The sequence below is a fragment of the Actinomadura sp. NTSP31 genome (assembly GCF_041951385.1).
GTDB lineage: Bacteria > Actinomycetota > Actinomycetes > Streptosporangiales > Streptosporangiaceae > Spirillospora > Spirillospora napierensis.
On the sequence record NZ_JBGNUT010000001.1, the window covers coordinates 407,077 to 425,073 of the forward strand.

The following is a 17,997-nucleotide window of genomic DNA, read 5'->3' on the forward strand; positions in this document are numbered from 1 at the left end:
GTCCTGAGAAAGGTGCCCCATGCGTGTCGAGATCTGGTCCGACGTGATCTGCCCCTGGTGCTACATCGGCAAGCGCCAGTTCGAGCGGGCGCTCGACGGCTTCGCGCACCGCGACCGGGTCGAGGTCGCCTACCGGGCGTTCCAGCTCGACCCGTCCTATCCGAGCGGCAAGACCGAGGACGTGGCGGACATGCTGGCCGGGAAGTACGGCATGACGCGCGATCAGGCCGTCGAGATGAACCGGCAGATGGAGGAGCGCGCGGCCGGGGTCGGGCTGGAGTACCACCTCGACGGCGGGCAGGTGGGCAACACCGCCGACGCGCACCGGCTCGTCCGCCTCGCGGGCGTGCAGAGCGGGCAGGGGGTCCAGGACGCCGTCGTGGAGGCCCTCTACAAGGCGCACTTCACCGACGGGCGCTCGATCTTCGACCACGACTCGCTGGTGGGCGTCGCCGCGGAGGCCGGGCTCGACCCGGAGGCGGCCCGCGCCACCCTGGCGTCCGGTGAGTTCACCGCCGAGGTGGACGCCGACCAGCGCGAGGCGCAGCGGCTCGGCGCGACCGGCGTCCCCTTCTTCGTCGTCGACCGCCGCTACGGCGTCTCCGGCGCCCAGCCCGCCGAGGCGTTCGCGCAGGTCCTCGACCGCGCCTGGTCCGACGCCGGCACCTAGGCGCGCGCCCAGCGGGCCGGGAGCGCGCGGATCGGCCTGGACGGTGGCCCGGCCGGCGCGTTCGGGGTGCGGCGGACGTGGCCGTCACCGGGGCCTCACAGCTCGCCCGCCCGGTGGCCGAGGCTGCGGACGGTGTGGTCGCGCGGTAGGACGGTGATCTCAGAAGGTGCTGCGAAAGCGGCGACCTGGACGCCTGTCCAGCGGCGCGACCGGAACCCCGTCCGGAACATGAAACATAATCCGATTCGGATGTCGACAGGCGGGGTGGAAAACGTCTATTTTTGGACGAATCTTCAGCCCGAACCAGCGAGGGGGCCCTGTGCAGACTCGAGCGGCGATCCTGTGGGACAAGAACACCGAGTGGAGCGTCGAGGACATCGAACTCGACGACCCCAAGGCCGGTGAGGTCAAGGTCAAGCTCGCGGCGTCCGGCCTGTGCCACTCCGACGAGCACATGGTCACCGGCGACATGGTGATCGACAAGGAGATCGCCGACCTGATGGGCTGGAAGCAGTTCCCGGTCATCGGCGGGCACGAGGGCGCCGGCGAGATCGTGGAGGTCGGCCCCGGGGTCACCTCGGTGAAGGAGGGCGACCACGTCGTCCTGTCGTTCATCCCCGCGTGCGGCCGCTGTCCCTCCTGCGCGCAGGGCCGCCAGCACATCTGCGACCTCGGTGCCTTCCTGCTGTCGGGCCGGCAGATCAGCGACATGACCTCGCGGCACCACTCCAAGAACGGCGAGGACCTCGGCACCATGTGCTGCACGGGGACGTTCGAGCCGTACACGGTGGTCAACGAGTCGTCCGTGATCAAGATCGACGACTGGATCCCGCTCGACAAGGCCGCGCTGGTCGGCTGCGGCGTCACCACCGGCTGGGGCTCGGCGGTCAACGCCGCCGGCGTGCGCGCCGGCGACACCGTCGTGGTGATCGGGATCGGCGGCATCGGCATGAACGCGGTGCAGGGCGCGGCGCTGGCCGGCGCCCGGCACGTCATCGCGGTCGACCCGGTCGAGTGGAAGCGGGAGAAGGCCGTCTCGACCTTCGGCGCGACCCACGGCGCCGCCTCCATCGAGGAGGCGCAGGCGATGGTCGCCGAGATGACCTGGGGCGCCAACGCCGACAAGGTCATCCTGACCGTGGGGACCGCCACCGGCGACCTCATCGGCCCGATGATGGGCATGGTCACCAAGGGCGGCCGCGGCGTCGTCACGGCCGTCGCGCCGGTCATGCAGGAGGACGTCAAGCTCAACCTGTTCGACCTGGCGATGCAGCGCAAGGAGCTGGTCGGCTGCATCTTCGGCAACGCCAACCCGCGCCGCGACGTCACGCGCCTCCTCCGCCTGTACGAGGAGGGCAAGCTCAAGCTGGACGAGCTGATCACCAAGACCTACACCCTGGACGAGGTCAACCAGGGCTACCAGGACATGCGGGACGGCAAGAACATCCGCGGCCTGATCACGTACTGATCCCGGCCGGCGCCGCCGCGCCGATCGGACCTGCGAAGGCCGCCCCGGGGACGCGTCCGGGGCGGCCTTCGCATGCGCCGGGGCGCCCCCGCGCCGCTCCCCGACCTGAACCGATCAGGGCCTCCGGGCCGTACACCCGGATGTGGCCGCGGCGCCCGGGAACGAATCCGGGCCCCCGGACGGCCGCACGCAGTCACGGGCCAGGCTGGGGAGAACCGAGATGTCGGTGTTTCATGCGTTCCGTTCGGCGAGCGCGGACCGCGAGGACGGGGCCGCGCGGGGCCCGGACGACCCGCCCGCGCGGAGCCGGCTGCGGCGCGTCGCGGCATGGACGGCGACCACGCTGGCGTGCCTGCTGGTGCTGTTCGCCCTGGACGCGCCGGACCGGTTCGACCGGCTGACGCCGGGGCAGTTCGTCCGGATCCCGGTCGAGGCGCTCCTCACCGCGGCGCTGGTCCTGGTGCTGCCCGATCGGGCCCGGCGGTGGGTCGCGGCGCCGCTCGGCGCCCTCCTCGGTGTGGTGGTCATCTTCAAGGTGCTGGACATCGGCTTCGACGCCGTCCTGGTCCGGCCGTTCAACCCGGTGTTCGACTGGAGCTTCCTGCGGCCCGGGTTCGAGTTCGTCGACACCTCCGCCGGACGGCCGGCCGCCATCGGCCTGACCGCGCTCATCGTGCTGCTGGTCATCGCCGTGCCGGTGCTGATGGCGCTGTCGGTGCTGCGGCTGACCCGGCTGGCCGCCCGGCATCGCACCGCGACGGGCAGGACGGTCGCGGTCCTCGGGACGGCGTGGGTCGCGTGCGGCGCGCTGGGCGCGCAGCTCGTCCCCGGCGTCCCGCTGGCATCCGGAAGCGCCGCGGAGCTCGCCTACGACCACGCGCGGCAGGTCCGGTCGAGCCTCAACGACCGCGAGGTGTTCGCCAAGCAGGCCTCCGTCGACGCCTTCCAGCACACGCCCCCGAGCCAGATGCTGACCGGCCTGCGCGGCAAGGACGTCGTGCTGGCGTTCGTGGAGAGCTACGGACGCTCGGCCGTCGAGCACCCGGAGTACGCGCCGCGGGTGGACGCGGCGCTGGACGCGGGCACGCAGCGGCTCAAGGCGGCCGGGTTCGGCGCCCGCAGCGGCTACCTCACCTCCTCGACGGCGGGCGGCGGGAGCTGGCTGGCGCACTCGACGCTGCTGTCCGGGCTGTGGATCGACAACCAGCAGCGGTACCGGACGCTGACGTCGAGCAGCCGGTTCACGCTCACCCGGGCGTTCGGCGAGGCGGGCTGGCGGACGCTCACCGTCCAGCCGGCGATCACCCGGTCGTGGCCGGAGGCGTCGTTCTACGGCTACGACAAGGTCTACGACGACCGGAACCTCGGCTACAAGGGCCCCCGGTTCAGCTACGCGACCATGCCGGACCAGTACACGCTGAACACGCTGCAGCGCGACGAGCTGAGCGCGCCGAAGCGGGCGCCGGTGATGGCGGAGCTGGCGCTGGTGTCCAGCCACGCGCCGTGGGCGAACATCCCGAGCCTGGTCGACTGGAGGACGGTGGGCGACGGGTCGGTGTTCGCCGGGATGGGCAAGGGCGAGAACGCGGGCTGGCCGTCGTCCGGCCGGATCCGCGGCGAGTACCGCAAGTCCATCGAGTACACGCTGAACACGCTGGTGTCCTACATGCTGACCTACGGGTCGAAGAACACGGTGCTGGTCTTCCTGGGCGACCACCAGCCCGCGCCGACGATCGCCGGGCAGCACGCGAGCCGGGACGTCCCGGTCACCATCGTGGCCCGCGACCCGGCCGTGCTGGACCGGATCTCCGGGTGGGGCTGGCAGGACGGGCTGCGTCCGGCGCGGACCTCGCCGGTCTGGCCGATGAGCACGTTCCGCGACCGCTTCCTGACCGCGTTCGGCTCCACGCCCTCCGCGCCTTCCGCGCCGGCGGCGTCGCACAGGTGACCTCGGGCCCCCGATGGTGGGACCTTGGGGAGATGAGGTCGCTGGCGGTGGCGCTCGCCGTGGTGGCGCTGCTCGCCGCGATGGCGGCGGCGATGGTCACCACGGCGGTGCGGCAGACGCCGACCATCGACGAGCCGGTGTACGCCGGCGCGTCCCTGGTCTACCTGCGGGAGCACGACCTGCGCGACAACCCGGAGCACCCGCCCCTCGGCAAGCTGGTCATCGGGGCCGGGCCGGAGCTGGCGGGCGTCCGCCTGGACCGGTCCTACACCGGGCCGCAGGAGGCGGTCGGGCGGCACCTGCTGTACGGGTCGGGCAACGACCCGGACCGGGTGATGCTCGCCGCCCGGCTTCCCATGATCATGCTGACGCTGCTGTTCGGCCTGGTCGTCTTCGCCTTCGCGCGTGACCTGGCCGGCGCGGCCGGCGGGCTGACGGCGCTGGGCCTGTACGCGTTCTCACCGGACGTCGTCGCGCACGGGTCGCTGGCCACGCTGGACGTGCCGGCGGCCGGGTTCGTCCTGACCTCGGTGTGGCTGCTGTGGCGGGCGCGGAACCGGCCGTGGCCGTACCTGCCGCTCGCGGGGGCGGCGCTGGGCGCGGCGCTCGCCACCAAGATGAGCACCCTCGCGGCCGTTCCCGTGCTGCTGGCCCTCGCGGCCGTCCCTGCGTGGTCCGCGTACCGGCGGGGCGAGGACAAGACGGCCTTGAAGGCGATCCTGCGCGGTGCCGCAGCGGTGGCCGGGGTCGCGGTGATCGCGGTCGCGGTGGTGTGGGCGAGCTACCTCGCCGTCGATCCGCGGTTGCGGTGGACGGCCCCGCCGGGCGTTCCGTCCGTCGGCGGGCTTCGCGGGCTCGCCGCCGGCGCGCTGCCGTTCCCCCGCCCGTACCGGGACGGGCTGCGCATCCAGTTCGGGTTCGAGGAGGCGACGTGGACCGGGTTCCTGTTCGGCCGCCACTACCAGGGATCGCTCTGGTACTACCTGCCGGCCGCGCTCCTGGTGAAGACGCCGCTGGGGATGCTGGCGCTCTGGCTCGCGGGCGCGGCGGCGATGGTGTCGGTGCGGCGGCTCCGCCCGGCGGCACCGTACGTGCTCCTGCCCGCGGCGGTGCTGCTGGCCGCCGCGATGGCCGGATCCCGCGACCTCGGCGTCCGGTACGCCATCTTCGTCCCGATCCTGCTGGCGGTCGCGGCGGGCTGCGCGGTCGCCGTCCGGTGGCGGTGGGCGCCCGTGGCGGCAGTCGGGCTGGTCCTGTTCGCCGCGGTCAGCTCGGTCCGGACGTTCCCGTACTACCTGCCGTACTCCAACGAGGCGTTCGGCGGGCCGTCCAAGACCCACCTGCGGCTGCACGACTCCAACGCGGACTGGGGGCAGGACCTCGGCCGCCTCGCCGGCCGCCTCCGCGACCGGTACGCCGGGGAGCCGGTCTGGCTGGCCTACAAGGGCAGCGGCGTCCCGTCCGGCTACGGGATCGCGGCCTCCGACCCGCTCGCCGTCCCGCCGGACCGGGTCCGCGGGATCCTCGCGGTGTCGGACAGCTGGATCGCCAAGGGCGATCCCCGCATACTCGCCCTCATCAGGACGAGCGAACCGATCGACGAGGTCGGCCACACCATCACCATCTACCGGCGGCCGGCGCCCCCGCTGCGGTGGCCCCCGCCGCGGTGGCCCGTGCGGCGCATGCGCGGTCCGGTGCGGGAGATGTAGACAGGACGACACGTCGAAGGAGAGGACGCCATGCTGGTCCGAGAGGCGATGACCTCACCGGTCGTGACGGTCCCGCGGACGGCCACGGTCCGCCAGGCCGCCCGCGTCCTGCACGAGCACGAGATCACGGCGCTGCCCGTCCTGGACGACAACGGGCGGCTGGCGGGGATCGTCAGCGAGATGGACCTGCTGCACGGCGCGTTCGAGGCCGACCCGCGGGCGTTCTCCCGGCCCGTCGCGACCTCCGCCGGGCCGCCGCCGCGGTCCGTGGCGGAGGTCATGACGCGGGAGGTGGAGACCGCCCGCCCGGGCACCGACGTCGCCGCGCTCGCCGAGACGATGATGCGGACGCGGCACAAGAGCGTCCCGGTGCTGGACGGGGCCGTGCTGGTCGGCATCGTCAGCCGCCGCGACCTGATCGCGCTGCTGGCCCGCGGCGACGCGCGGATCAGGGACGACGTGCTGGCCGCGATCACCGAGTACGGTCCCGGCGGGCACGCCTGGGAGGTGTCGGTGCGCGACGGGGTGGTGGTGCTGACCGGGCCGGCCGACGAGGCGGCGCAGCGCGTCGCCGACGTGCTGGCCCGCACCGTGCCCGGCGTCACCCGGGTCTCGGTGCGCACCCCGGAGCCCGGCGGAGCCCGCGGCGGACCGGGCTGAGATCATGGATCCCATCGGGAGGGAGCCATGACCAGCGTTCGTCCGCGCCGCGTCGCGGCGGCCCTGCGGCGGCTGCGCCGCCGGTTCGGGTTCGACGGCAACCCGCTGCGCCGGGAGGTCGACCGCCGGCAGCGGGCCGTCGGGATCGGGGCCGCCGCCGCGTTCGCGATCGCGGCGCCGCCCGCCTGCGCGAGCGCGGCGTCGCTGGCCTACGGGGCCGGGGTGCACGCCGAGCGCGCGGAGTCGGCCGCGCACCACCGGATCACCGCCCGGGTCACGGGCATCGAGGAGCAGAGCGGCGAGCAGCGGTACTCCTACGCCCGGCTCGCCTGGACCACCCGCGACGGCCGGGCGCACACGGCCGTGATCCCCGCGGGAAGGAAGACCAGGCCGGGGACGGTCCGGCGGATCTGGGTCGACGACCGCGGCGAGAAGACACCGCGGCCGCAGGACCGCGCGGACACCGTGGCGGGCGCGGTCTTCGCCGGCGCGGCCGCCGTCGGCGCCGCCGCGCTGCCGCCGCTGGCGGTCTACCTGGTGGTCCGGCGGCGCTGCGACCGCGGCCGGGAGGAGATGTGGGATACCGCGTGGGCCCGGCTGGACCGTCCGCACATCGGCTGACCCGCGCGGGCGCGCGCCGGGCGGCGCCGGTTCCAGGCCGGCGATCATGGGGTATGCGCTGGTCGGGGCCGGTCGACCGACCGCGGCCCGCAGTGCCGCCGGACGATCGGGTGACGATGCTGCGATGACGGAACACCGTGAGGGCCCGGCCGCCGGACCGCTGTCGGACCGGACGGCGTGGGCCCGCAACCTGCAGACGCCGCTGCGGGAGTTCATGCGCACCGAGACCGGCGGCGCGGTCGTCCTGCTGGCCGCGACGATCGCGGCGCTGGTGTGGGCGAACGCCTCCGGCTCGTCCTACGACGCGTTCTGGGGGACGGAGGCGTCGCTGCGCGCGGGGCGGCACGCCCTGGCGATGAACCTGCGGGAGTGGATCAACAGCGGGCTGATGACGCTGTTCTTCTTCGTCGTCGGGCTGGAGGCGCGCCGCGAGTTCGACATGGGCGAGCTGCGCGAGCGCCGCCGGCTCGCGCTGCCGCTCGCCGCCGGGATCGGCGGCATGGTCGTCCCGGTGGCGATCTACCTCGCGGTGAACGCGGGCGGGCCGTCCCTGCACGGGTGGGGCACCGCGATGTCCACCGACACGGCGTTCGCGCTCGGCGTCCTCACCCTCGTCGGCAAGCGGTTCCCCGGCCGGCTGCACGCCTACCTGCTCACCGTCACCGTGGTCGACGACCTGGTCGCGCTGCTGGTGATCGCGACCGTGTACAGCGAGGACGTCAAGGTGGGCCCGCTGCTCACCGCCGTCGGCGTGCTGGCCGTGACGCTGGCGGTCCGCGCGGCGGGCGTCGCCCATCTCCCGGTCTACGCGGTCCTCGGCATCGGCGCGTGGCTCGCGCTGAACGCCTCGGGCGTCGAACCGGTCGTCGTCGGGCTGGCGATGGGGCTGCTGACGTACGCGTACCCGGCGGCGCGCACCGACCTGGAGCGCGCCAGCGAGGTGTTCCGGCTGTTCCGCGAGCAGCCGACCCCGGAGCTGGCCCGGTCGGCGCGGACCGGCGTCGCCGCCGCGATCTCCCCGAACGAGCGGCTCCAGCAGCTGTACCACCCGTGGACCAGCTACGTGATCGTCCCGCTGTTCGCGCTCGCCAACGCGGGGATCCCGATCAGCGCCGGGTTCCTGCGGCACGCGTTCGCCTCGCCGGTGACGCTGGGCATCGTGGCCGGCTACGTGGTCGGCAAGCCGATCGGGATCCTCGGGCTGTCGTGGCTGGTGTCGGCGGTGAGCCGGGGCCGGCTGAAGCCGCCGGTCGGCTGGGCGGCGGTCGGGGGCGGCGGCGCCATCGCCGGGATCGGCTTCACCGCCGCGCTGCTGATCGCGACGCTGGCGTTCACCGGCGACCGGCTCGCCGAGGCGAAGGTCGGCATCCTGTCGGCGGCGCTGCTGGCGTCCGCGGTGACCTGGCTGGTGGTGCGGGTGACGGCGCTGCTGCCGGCCCGGCCGCGGGTGGTCGCGCTGCTCGGCACCGCGGAGAGCGTGATCGACCTGGCCGCGCCGGTCGACCCCGACCGCGACCACGTCCGCGGCCCGGACCGCGCGCCGGTCACCGTGGTCGAGTACGGCGACTTCGAGTGCCCGTACTGCGGACAGGCCGAGCCGGTGATCCGCGAGCTGCTGGCCGGGCAGGGCGACGTCCGGTACGTGTGGCGGCACCTGCCGCTCAACGACGTCCACCCGCAGGCGCAGGTCGCGGCGCAGGCCGCCGAGGCCGCCGCCGCGCAGGGCGCGTTCTGGGAGATGCACGACCTGCTGTTCGCCCACCAGGACGCGCTGCAGCCCAAGGACCTCGTCCGGTACGCCGGCGACCTCGGGCTGGACACGGCCCGGTTCCGCGACGACCTGCGCCGCGGCGCCGGCGCCGGCCGGGTCGCCGAGGACGTCGACTCCGCCGACCTCAGCGGCGTGTCCGGCACCCCCACGTTCTTCGTCAACGGCCGCCGCCACCAGGGCGCCTACGACCTGGAGAGCCTGCGGCACGCCGTCCACATCGCCCGCAAACGCGCCGCCATCGGCGCCTGACCTCGCTGGGCCACGGCGAGTGAACGCGCGTTCGTCAGGGGTTGCGGACGAAGGCGATGTCGAGGGGGCTCGCGCCGAGGGTCTCGTTCCGCGCACCGCCGCGGATCGTCGTGGTGACCTTGTCGTCGCCGGTGTCGATCACCGAGACGGTGCCGGTCATGTCGTTGCCCGCCCAGACCTCCGAGCCGTCCGGCGCGGCTTCGACCGAGGCGGGCAGCCGGCCCACCGGCACGTCCCCGAGGTGCTTGCGGCCCGTGGCGTCGTAGACGCCGACCGAGTCGGAGTTCATGTCGGCGACGTAGACCTTCCGGCCGTCCGACGTGGCGGTGACGGCCCACGGTTCGGCGCCCGCCTTCACCTTGCGCGTGACCTTGCGGTTCGCGGCGTCCACCACGTACAGCAGGTTCGCGTCCGGCTGCGTCGCGTACACCCGGTCGCCGTCCGGGCCGACCGCGACGCCCTGCGCGTCCGGGATGCCGGCGACCCTGCCGGTGACCGTCCCCTTAGCGGTGTCGATGACGACGAGGCCGCGCGCCGTCGCCACGTAGGCGTGCCCGCCGTCGGGCGCGAACGCCACCCGGCGCGGCGCCGCGCCGACGTCGATGCGGCGGGTCACCGTGTCGGTGCGGGTGTCGATGACCGCGACCGCGCTGGATCCGCCGTCACCGGTGTCGCCGCCGGTGACGGCCGCGTACGCCTGCGCCCCGTCCGGTGACACGGCGACGTCCTGCGGGAAGGCGCCGACCACGATCGGGGTCGTCCGCAGCGAGGCGGCGTCCACCGCCATCACCTGGTACTGGCCGGTGACGGCGACGTACACCTTCCTGGCGTCCGGGGTGACGGCGACGCCTTCGGCGGTGTCGGCGCGGATCGCGGTCGAGGTGACGGTGTGGGTCGCGACGTCCACCCGGGCGACCCGGCCGCTCCCGGCCAGCGCGACGTACGCGGTGTAGCCGGTCTCCTTCGGCTGGCTGCGCCCCCACGGTGACGGCGCGGGCGGCACCTGCGGGACCGGCGGCAGCGTGGGCACCGCGGGCGGGGACGCCGGCCGCGGCGCCGGCGGGACGAACGGCGCCCAGGACGGCGCGCCCGGCTGGACGCCCTGCTCGTCGGACGGGCCGGAGCCCGGGTCCGGGCCGGTCAGCGCGGACGCCGCGACGGGCAGCGCGATCAGCGCGGCCCCGGCGGCGGTTCCGGCGGCGGTCAGGCTCAGTCCTCGCAGGCCTCGCACCATCTCGGTCTCCTGTCGCTGTCGGTGCGGTTCAGCGCCGCGGCCGCGGCCGCGGGCCGTGCTCCTGGACGGGCGGGGCCTGCTCGGCGCCCGGCAGCGCGGGCGCGGGCAGGGAGGTGACGCCGGCGACCGCGTCGGCGAGGGGCTTCTTGGTGCCGGGCAGGCGCGGGGGCGCGCCCTGCCCGGCGGACCGTCCCCCGAAGTCGAACGCCGAGGTCAGATCGCCGAAGGCGGCGCGGCGCCAGTCGCTGATGTTCGGGATCTCCACGCCGGTGACCCGTTCCAGGAAGCGCAGCGGGGAGGTGTGGTCGAACGGCTCGCTCGCGATCCAGCCGCCGCGCGTCCACGGCGACACGATGACGCACGGCACCCGGAACCCGGCGCCGATCGGCACGCCGTCGACGAACTCGCCGTCGGTGCCGGGCGGCGGGACCGGCGGCGGGACGTGGTCGAACAGCCCGTCGTTCTCGTCGTAGTTCAGGATGAAGACGGTCTTGGCCCACACGTCCGGGTTGGACGCGATCGCGTCGATCTTGGCGGCGACGTAGTCGGCGCCCGCCGCCGGGGTGTAGTCCGGATGCTCGGACTGGTAGCTGGTCGGGATGATCCACGACACGGTCGGCAGCTGGTCGTGCGCCGCGTCGTACTCGAACTGCCCCGCCGAGTACGTCCGCATCCCGTTCCTGTAGAGCGGGGAGCTCACCGGCGCGTCCTGGTAGGCGGCGAACGGCTCCAGGATGTTGCAGCCGTAGTTGTCGGCCTCCTGGTACACCTTCCAGCTCACGCCCGCGTCGGTCAGCGCCTCCGGGTAGGTGTCCCAGGTGTAGGGCTCCGGGTCGACGTTGCCGGTGATGGGGCCGCCGTCGTCGCCGTCCGGGTCGATGGTCGCGCTCATCAGGTACAGCCGGTTCGGCCACGTCGGGCCGAGCACGGAGCAGTGGTAGCGGTCGCAGACGGTGAACTGCTCGGCCAGCGCGTAGTGGAACGGGATGTCCTCGCGCGTGTAGTAGCCCATGACGTACGGGGCGTTGTCGCCGTCGGCGGCGCGGTGCGCGGGCAGCCAGCCGTCCATCTTCCCGTTGTTCCAGGCCGCGTGCTGGACGCTCCACGCGTGGCTGGTGGACGGGATGGCCTGCGCGCTGCTCCTGGTGGTGTCGAGGTGGAACGGCAGTACGTAGCCGGCCTCATTGACGTCGTCTGGCTGGTAGAACACCGACCGCCCGGTGCTCAGCGTGATCGCGTTCGGGTCGGAGAAGCCGGCGACCCCGGGGAGCGTGCCGAAGTAGTGGTCGAAACTGCGGTTCTCCTGCATGAGGATCACCACGTGCTTGACGTCCTTGAGGCTGCCTCGGCGGCGCGCCGGCTGGGCGGCCAGCGCGCGGCGCACGTTCGGCGGCAGGAACTCGGCGGCGAACGCCGCGGCGGTCGCGGCGCCCGCCGCCGACAGCAGCCGCCGCCGCGTCAGCGGCGCCCCCGGGCCGGCCGGGCGGCGCTCCCCGCGCCGCTCACCAGTCAAGATCACTTCGCGAGCGTAACCCGCCTGACCTGCGCCCTCGCGGATCCGCGCGGCGCTCGGCGAGCCGGGCCGGGACGCACGCCGCGCCGGCCCGGCGGCCCGCCGCGCTCAGCGGGCGTAGACCTCCAGCGTCCACGTCCCGGCCGGCTTCACGCCCCTCATCGCCTTCGCCAGCGCGGCGTCTCCAGTGCCGCGCACCCTGGCCACCTCGGCCGGCAGCACGGCGACGACGACGGCGTCCGTCCCGTCCCCCGCCTCCGCGTCCCAGACGACGCCCGCCGACTCGGCGGCCTCGCATTCGACGACCTTCGCTCGGCCGGCGATCCGGACCACCGCGTGCGCCGCGCCGTCCACGCACGTCACCCGCAGCCGCAGCGCCTTGCCGCGCACCTTGAGCGGCACCGTGCGGGCGCGTCCGTCGGCGGTGCCGGTCGCCCGGCCCAGCTCCGTCAGCCCCGTCACCGAGAGCCGCCCCTGCCCTGGCGACGGGGGCGTGTCGCACCGGCCGGAGACGCATCGGCCGCTGTAGACCCTGACGCTCCAGTTACCCCGCTTCGGTTCGCCGCCCGCCAGATACCGGTCGACGTCGGCCATCGACCGCATCCCGCTCGGGCCCGGGCCGGCGCCCTTCGACGGGACGGCCGCGACCTCCAGCGTGATCGGGACGCCCGGCGTGACCGCGGAGACCGAGGTGACGCTGCCGGGCATGCCCCCGCTGCAGCCGGCACTCTCGAAACGGCCGCCCACGACCCGGTAGACCGTGAAATCGCCCGAGCACGTGAGGGCGACGCCGATGAACGGCCCGGTCGGCGTGACGGTGAACCGCGCCTTGGCCCGGATCTTCGAGAACCGCACCTGCTTCAGCGGCTCCATGCCGTCGTCGCCTCCCGCGGTCTCCTGGAAGATCTGGTCGGTGTAGCCCGTCATCGTCGGCACCGGCCCCAGCGCGTGCCGGCCGGGGCCGCTTCCGTCCTGCCGCTGGACCACTCCGAAGACCGCGCCGGCCACCAGCACCACGGCGAGGGCCGCCGCGGCGGCGCGCAGGCGGTCGCCGCGGCGGACGCGGCGGCGGACGCCGGCCAGCAGGTCCGGCGAGGGGACACCGCGGGCGCTCTCGGCCTCCATGACCTTGGTGAGGTCTTCCAGCTCGTAGACCATGGTCACTCCCCTCCCTGCGGTGCGGCGGCCAGCACGCCCGGATCGATCCGGAGCTTGGCGAGGGCCTTGCTGGTCTGGCTCTTCACCGTCCCGACCGAGCAGCCGAGGATCGCGGCGACCTGCGGTTCGGACAGGTCCTCGAAGAAGCGCAGCACCACCGTGGCGCGCTGGCGCTGCGGGAGCCGGCCGAGCGCGGCCCACAGCACGGCCTTGTCCTCGGCGGCGCCGATGCCGTCGGCCGGGTCGGGGCCGTCCGGCGGCCGTTCGGTGGGGCGCTCGCCGCGCCAGCGCCGCTTCGCCCACGAGGCGTGCGTGTTGACGAGGATCCGGTACACGTACGGATCGGGGTTGTCCTCGATCCGCCGCCACGCCCGCCACGCCTTGACCAGCGCCGTCTGCAGCAGGTCCTCCGCCTGCGCCCAGTCGCGGCAGAGCAGGTAGGCGGTCCTCAGCAGGCGCGGCGAACGCTCCGTCACGTACGCCGCGTATTCCGGCCGCTCGCGCATCCGACCTCCCGGTAGATCTCCTGCCGACATCTACCGGCCGGACCCCCGGAACGGTTGCCCGGCGACCGCATGATCATCGCCAGGCTAGGGTCGGGGACGAGAGCCGCCCGGCGCGCAGAACAGGAGCCACGATGTCCTATCCCGAACCCCGCTACTTCGGCGGCGGCGAGAGCAGCGCGGCGCTCCGGCCCGGCGGCGCCGCGCCCGACCTGCTGATGGGGCCGCCCGACGAGCAGGGCGCCCCCACCGGGACGCGGGTGCACTACCTCGGCACCGGCGGTTCCACCAACGGGGCGTTCGGGCTGTACCGGTGGGAGATGGGGCCCCGGCCGTCCGGCCCGAGCGCGCACTTCCACCGCACGATCACCGAGTCGTTCTACATCCTGTCCGGGACTGTCCGGCTGTACGACGGGACGGGCTGGCGGGACGCCGCGCAGGGCGACTTCCTGTTCGTGCCGGAAGGCGGCGTCCACGCCTTCCGCAACGAGTCGGGCGAGCCCGCCTCGATGCTCCTGCTGTTCACTCCCGGCGCGCCGCGCGAGGCCTACTTCGAGGAACTCGCCGAGATCACCATGACCGGCCGGAAGCTCACCGATGAGGAATGGACGGACCTCTACCGCCGCCACGACCAGTACGAGGTGTGACGGGCCGGCGCGCTACTTGCCGCTCTTGGCCCTCGCCTTGCCCTTTCCGCCCTTCTTCTTCGGCGCGGGGCTCTCGGCGGCCGCCTTCTTGCCCTTCTTCGAAGCCTTGGCCGGGGCCTTCACCGACACCTTCTCAGGCGCCTTCTCGGCGGCGGCCTTCTTGCCCTTCTTCGGCTTCTTCGGACGGGCGGGGGCGTCCTCGACGACCCGCGCCGCCTCGGCGGGCGCGGTCTCGGCCTGGGGCTCGGCCCCGTTGGGGGCGGTGGTCTGGGCGACGCGGTTGCGGAAGGTCTGGCCGAACCGGAACGTCGGGACGAGCGCGGCGGGCACCTCGACGGCCGCCCCGGTGCGGGGGTTGCGGGCGCTGCGCGCCGGGCGGGAGGACCGGTCGAACGCGCCGAAACCGGTGACGACGACGCGTTCCCCGGCGGACACCGCCGCCATGACCGCCTCGAAGACGGCGTCGACGTGCCGGCGCGCGACCGCCTCGTCGCCGTCCGCCCGTTCCGCCACGGCCTTGACCAACTCGCTGCGATTCATGCGCCCTGCCTCCATTGCGGCGTTTCGTGCGCTCAGGTTAGCCCAGCGTGACCGCCGAAATCCCTGGATACGGCCGGATTTCCAGGCCGGCCGCGGGACGGGACGCCGGCCGGGGTCACGGTTGGTAGCGGTAGCCCATGCCGGGTTCGGTGAGCAGGTGGCGGGGGCGGGTCGGGTCCGGCTCCAGCTTGCGGCGCAGCTGGGCCATGTACTGCCGCAGGTAGTGCGTCTCGCGGGTGTAGGACGGGCCCCACACCTCGGTGAGCAGCTGGCCCTGGCTGATGAGCTTGCCGGGGTTGCGCAGCAGGATCTCCAGCAGGTGCCATTCGGTCGGGGTGAGCCGGACGGGCGTGCCGTCCCGCGCGGTGATGGTCTTGGCGGCGAGGTCGACGGTGTGCGCGCCGACGGCGGCGGTCGGCGCCTCCTCGCCGGGCGCGGCACGGCGGCCGACCGCGCGGATCCGGGCGATCAGCTCCTCGATGGTGAACGGCTTGGTGACGTAGTCGTCGGCACCGGCTTCCAGGGCCTCGACCTTGTCCTGGCTGCCGGCCCGGCCGGACAGCACGATGATCGGGGTGCGGGTCCAGCCGCGCAGCCCGTGGATCACCTCCAGGCCCTCGATGTCGGGGAGCCCGAGGTCCAGCACGACCAGGTCGGGATGCCAGTCGCCGGCGCGGCGCAGCGCGGTGGTGCCGTCCGCGGCGGTCTCCACCTCGTAGTGGCGGGCGCGCAGGTTGATGCGCAGCGCCCGCAGGATCTGCGGTTCGTCGTCGACCACCAGCACGCGCGTCATGACGCTCCATTCTCCCCGGCCGGCAGCACGACGATCATCGTCAGGCCGCCGCCGGGGGTGTCCTCGGGGATCAGCTCCCCGCCCATCGCCTCGGTGAGGCCGCGCGCCAGGGCGAGGCCGAGCCCGACGCCGGTGTGGTTGTCGCGGTCGTCCAGCCGCTGGAACGGCTGGAAGACCCGGTCCCGGTCGGCGGCCGGGATGCCGGGGCCGCGGTCGGCGATCCGCAGCTCGACCCGGTCCCGCAGCGCCCCCGCCGTGATCAGGACGGGCGGGCCCGGCGGGTTGTAGCGCAGCGCGTTGGAGATCAGGTTGACCAGCACCCGTTCCAGCAGCGCCGGGTCCGCCTCGATCTCGGGCAGGTCGCCGGGGATCGCGACGCTGACGTGCCGGGCGGCGGCGCCGATCTCGTCCAGCGCGCGCGGCACGACCTCGTCCAGCGCGAGCGGGCGGGCGGCCATGCCGAGCACGCCCGCCTGGAGGCGGCTCATGTCGAGCAGGTTGGCGACGAGCCGGTCGAGCCGGTCGAGGGACTCCCCGGCGGTGTCGGCGAGCTCGGCGCGCTCCTCGGCCGTCCAGTCGATCTCGGTGTTGCGCAGGCTCTCGACGGCGGCCTTGGCGGACGACAGCGGGGTGCGCAGGTCGTGGCTGACGGCGCTGAGCAGCGCGGTGCGCATCCGGTCGACGGCCTCCAGCGGGCGGGCCCGCTCGGCCTCGGCCTCCAGCCGGCGGCGCCGCAGCGCGGCGGCGGCCTGCGCGGCGAACGCCTCCAGGACGCGCCGGTCCCCGGCGGGCAGCGGGCGCCCGCGCAGGGCGAGGGCGAGGTCGTCGCCGACGGGGATCTCGGTGTCGCCCTCTTCCGGGGCGGTGCAGGGCCGCCCGCCGGCGGTGGTGACGACCTGCCAGCGCGGCGGGTCCCCGGTGCGCTCCAGCAGCGTCACCGAGTCGAGGCCGAACGTCTCGCGGAGCCGGCCGAGCAGCGCGTCGAGCTCGCGCTCGCCGCGCAGCACGTTCCCGGCGAGGGTGGACAGCACCTCGGCGTCCGCGCCGAACCGGGCGGCCTCCCGCGAGCGCCGCGCGGCGAGGTCCACCACCCCGCTGACCCCGGCCGCGACCAGCAGGAACACCGCGAGCGCGATCAGGTTCTCGTGCTGGGCGATGGTGAGGGTGTGCAGCGGCGGCGCGAAGAAGAAGTTGAGCAGCAGCGAGCCCGCGACGGCGGCCAGCAGCGCCGGCCACAGCCCGCCCGCGAGCGCGACCGCGACGACCGCCGCGAGGAAGAACATGATCTGGGTCGGCAGCGAGAACGACTCGCGCAGCGCGGTCAGCGCGACGGTGAGCAGCGGAAGGCCGAGGACCGCGAGCGCGTACCCGCTGAGGCGGCGCCGCAGCGGCAGGTTCGGGCCGCCGTCCTGGGGCCGCCGCAGGCTCCGGTGCGCGTGCTCGTGGGTGACCATGTGCACGTCGATCGGCCCGGACAGCGCGGTCGTGGTGACGCCGACGCCCGGGAGCAGCGCCCGCGACAGCCGGCTGCGCCGCGACACCCCCATGACCAGCTGCGTGGCGTTCACCGCGCGGGCGAACTCCAGCAGGGCGCGCGGCACGTCGTCGCCGACGACCTGGTGGTAGGTGCCGCCGAGGCCCTCGACGAGGTTGCGCTGGCGGGCGAGCAGCGCCGGTCCGGCGCCGGCCAGCCCGTCGCCGCGGGTGACGTGCACGGCCAGCAGGTCGGTGCCCTTGGTGCGGTCGGCGATGCGGGCGGCGCGGCGGATCAGCGTGTCGCCCTCGGGGCCGCCGGTGAGGGCGACCACGACGCGCTCGCGGGCCTCCCACGTGCGGGCGATGCCGTGGTCGGCGCGGTACCGGTCGAGCTGCTCGTCGACCTTGCCCGCCAGCCACAGCAGCGCCAGTTCGCGTAGCGCGGTGAGGTTGCCGACGCGGAAGTAGTTCGACAGCGCCGCGTCGACCTTCTCGGGCGCGTACACGTTGCCGTGCGCCATCCGGCGGCGCAGCGCCTCCGGCGCCATGTCCACCAGCTCCACCTGGTCGGCGCGGCGGACCACCTCGTCCGGCAGCGTCTCGCGCTGCGCGACCCCGGTGATCTCCTCCACGACGTCGTTGACCGACTCCAGGTGCTGGACGTTCACCGTGGAGATCACGTCGATGCCGGCGTCGAGGATCCGCTCGACGTCCTGCCAGCGCTTGCCGTCCCGGCCGCCGGGGACGTTGGTGTGCGCGAGCTCGTCGATCAGCGCGACCGCCGGGGCCCGGTCGATCACGGCCTGCGCGTCCAGCTCGGTGAAGGCCGCGCCGCGGTGGGTCACGGTGCGGCGCGGGACGATCTCCAGGCCGTCCAGCAGCGCGGCGGTGCGCGGCCGGCCGTGCGTCTCGACGTAGCCGACGACGACGTCGGTGCCGCGCTCCAGCCGCCGGCGCCCCTCGCAGAGCATGGCGTAGGTCTTGCCCACGCCGGGGGCGGCCCCGAGGTAGACGCGGAGCTGCCCCCTGCCCATGGT

General features: G+C 74.3%; 15 protein-coding genes. 8 read left to right on the forward strand and 7 right to left on the reverse strand.

Annotated elements, in window-relative coordinates; all coding sequences use genetic code 11:
- Positions 1-19: 19 nt before the first annotated feature.
- The 7 genes from ACA514_RS01760 to nhaA all read left to right on the forward strand — a co-directional run bounded on the left by ACA514_RS01760 (position 20) and on the right by nhaA (position 9,096).
- On the forward strand, positions 20-670 hold the full coding sequence (locus ACA514_RS01760; protein ID WP_375039169.1) for a DsbA family oxidoreductase: 651 nt from the start codon (positions 20-22) through the stop codon (positions 668-670).
- Positions 671-989: 319 nt separating this feature from the next.
- Complete coding sequence (locus ACA514_RS01765; protein ID WP_375039170.1) at positions 990-2,138, forward strand: NDMA-dependent alcohol dehydrogenase; 1,149 nt, start codon at positions 990-992, stop codon at positions 2,136-2,138.
- 220 nt (positions 2,139-2,358) lie between these two features.
- A complete protein-coding gene (locus tag ACA514_RS01770; protein WP_375039171.1) occupies positions 2,359-4,086 on the forward strand; it encodes a sulfatase in 1,728 nt (575 codons plus the stop codon).
- 32 nt (positions 4,087-4,118) lie between these two features.
- On the forward strand, positions 4,119-5,795 hold the full coding sequence (locus tag ACA514_RS01775; protein ID WP_375039172.1) for an ArnT family glycosyltransferase: 1,677 nt from the start codon (positions 4,119-4,121) through the stop codon (positions 5,793-5,795).
- Between the two features lie 30 nt (positions 5,796-5,825).
- Complete coding sequence (locus ACA514_RS01780; RefSeq protein ID WP_375039173.1) at positions 5,826-6,455, forward strand: CBS domain-containing protein; 630 nt, start codon at positions 5,826-5,828, stop codon at positions 6,453-6,455.
- Between the two features lie 27 nt (positions 6,456-6,482).
- Positions 6,483-7,076, forward strand: coding sequence for a hypothetical protein (locus tag ACA514_RS01785; RefSeq protein ID WP_375039174.1), 594 nt, complete (start codon positions 6,483-6,485; stop codon positions 7,074-7,076).
- A gap of 124 nt (positions 7,077-7,200) precedes the next feature.
- The gene (nhaA, locus tag ACA514_RS01790; RefSeq protein WP_375039175.1) at positions 7,201-9,096 is read left to right on the forward strand and encodes a Na+/H+ antiporter NhaA; all 1,896 of its coding nucleotides are present in this window, start codon (positions 7,201-7,203) and stop codon (positions 9,094-9,096) included.
- A gap of 34 nt (positions 9,097-9,130) precedes the next feature.
- On the opposite strand, the gene ACA514_RS01795 is transcribed toward nhaA, so the two are convergent.
- The 4 genes from ACA514_RS01795 to ACA514_RS01810 all read right to left on the reverse strand — a co-directional run bounded on the left by ACA514_RS01795 (position 9,131) and on the right by ACA514_RS01810 (position 13,507).
- Entirely contained in the window at positions 9,131-10,330 is a 1,200-nt protein-coding gene (locus ACA514_RS01795) for a hypothetical protein (RefSeq protein WP_375039176.1), read from the reverse strand.
- Between the two features lie 28 nt (positions 10,331-10,358).
- The gene (locus ACA514_RS01800) at positions 10,359-11,849 is read right to left on the reverse strand and encodes an alkaline phosphatase family protein (protein ID WP_375039177.1); all 1,491 of its coding nucleotides are present in this window, start codon (positions 11,847-11,849) and stop codon (positions 10,359-10,361) included.
- 102 nt (positions 11,850-11,951) lie between these two features.
- Positions 11,952-13,001: a hypothetical protein gene (locus tag ACA514_RS01805; RefSeq protein ID WP_375039178.1), complete on the reverse strand. Its 1,050-nt coding sequence runs from the start codon at positions 12,999-13,001 to the stop codon at positions 11,952-11,954.
- Positions 13,002-13,003: 2 nt separating this feature from the next.
- Entirely contained in the window at positions 13,004-13,507 is a 504-nt protein-coding gene (locus tag ACA514_RS01810; RefSeq protein ID WP_375039179.1) for a SigE family RNA polymerase sigma factor, read from the reverse strand.
- A 131-nt stretch (positions 13,508-13,638) separates the two neighbouring features.
- Here ACA514_RS01810 and ACA514_RS01815 point away from each other — a divergent pair, with 131 nt between their 5' ends.
- Positions 13,639-14,151, forward strand: a complete 513-nt coding sequence (locus ACA514_RS01815) for a cupin domain-containing protein (RefSeq protein ID WP_375039180.1) — start codon at positions 13,639-13,641, stop codon at positions 14,149-14,151.
- Between the two features lie 12 nt (positions 14,152-14,163).
- Here the strand turns inward: ACA514_RS01815 and ACA514_RS01820 are convergent, their stop codons facing one another.
- The 3 genes from ACA514_RS01820 to ACA514_RS01830 all read right to left on the reverse strand — a co-directional run bounded on the left by ACA514_RS01820 (position 14,164) and on the right by ACA514_RS01830 (position 17,994).
- Complete coding sequence (locus ACA514_RS01820; protein WP_375039181.1) at positions 14,164-14,691, reverse strand: HU family DNA-binding protein; 528 nt, start codon at positions 14,689-14,691, stop codon at positions 14,164-14,166.
- A 115-nt stretch (positions 14,692-14,806) separates the two neighbouring features.
- On the reverse strand, positions 14,807-15,484 hold the full coding sequence (locus ACA514_RS01825) for a response regulator (RefSeq protein ID WP_375039182.1): 678 nt from the start codon (positions 15,482-15,484) through the stop codon (positions 14,807-14,809).
- Positions 15,481-17,994, reverse strand: a complete 2,514-nt coding sequence (locus ACA514_RS01830) for a DUF4118 domain-containing protein (protein WP_375039183.1) — start codon at positions 17,992-17,994, stop codon at positions 15,481-15,483. The genes ACA514_RS01825 and ACA514_RS01830 overlap by 4 nt, the downstream gene beginning before the upstream one ends.
- Positions 17,995-17,997: the final 3 nt, after the last annotated feature.

Bases quoted from the DNA above. Each gene is read 5' to 3' on its own strand.
- ACA514_RS01760 (WP_375039169.1), top strand. From the start codon at position 20: ATGCGTGTCGAGATCTGGTCCGACGTGATCTGCCCCTGGTGCTACATC.
- ACA514_RS01770 (WP_375039171.1), top strand. From the start codon at position 2,359: ATGTCGGTGTTTCATGCGTTCCGTTCGGCGAGCGCGGACCGCGAGGAC.
- ACA514_RS01775 (WP_375039172.1), top strand. From the start codon at position 4,119: ATGAGGTCGCTGGCGGTGGCGCTCGCCGTGGTGGCGCTGCTCGCCGCG.
- ACA514_RS01780 (WP_375039173.1), top strand. From the start codon at position 5,826: ATGCTGGTCCGAGAGGCGATGACCTCACCGGTCGTGACGGTCCCGCGG.
- ACA514_RS01785 (WP_375039174.1), top strand. From the start codon at position 6,483: ATGACCAGCGTTCGTCCGCGCCGCGTCGCGGCGGCCCTGCGGCGGCTG.
- nhaA (WP_375039175.1), top strand. From the start codon at position 7,201: ATGACGGAACACCGTGAGGGCCCGGCCGCCGGACCGCTGTCGGACCGG.
- ACA514_RS01795 (WP_375039176.1), bottom strand. From the start codon at position 10,330: ATGGTGCGAGGCCTGCGAGGACTGAGCCTGACCGCCGCCGGAACCGCC.
- ACA514_RS01805 (WP_375039178.1), bottom strand. From the start codon at position 13,001: ATGGTCTACGAGCTGGAAGACCTCACCAAGGTCATGGAGGCCGAGAGC.
- ACA514_RS01810 (WP_375039179.1), bottom strand. From the start codon at position 13,507: ATGCGCGAGCGGCCGGAATACGCGGCGTACGTGACGGAGCGTTCGCCG.
- ACA514_RS01815 (WP_375039180.1), top strand. From the start codon at position 13,639: ATGTCCTATCCCGAACCCCGCTACTTCGGCGGCGGCGAGAGCAGCGCG.
- ACA514_RS01820 (WP_375039181.1), bottom strand. From the start codon at position 14,691: ATGAATCGCAGCGAGTTGGTCAAGGCCGTGGCGGAACGGGCGGACGGC.
- ACA514_RS01825 (WP_375039182.1), bottom strand. From the start codon at position 15,484: ATGACGCGCGTGCTGGTGGTCGACGACGAACCGCAGATCCTGCGGGCG.
- ACA514_RS01830 (WP_375039183.1), bottom strand. From the start codon at position 17,994: ATGGGCAGGGGGCAGCTCCGCGTCTACCTCGGGGCCGCCCCCGGCGTG.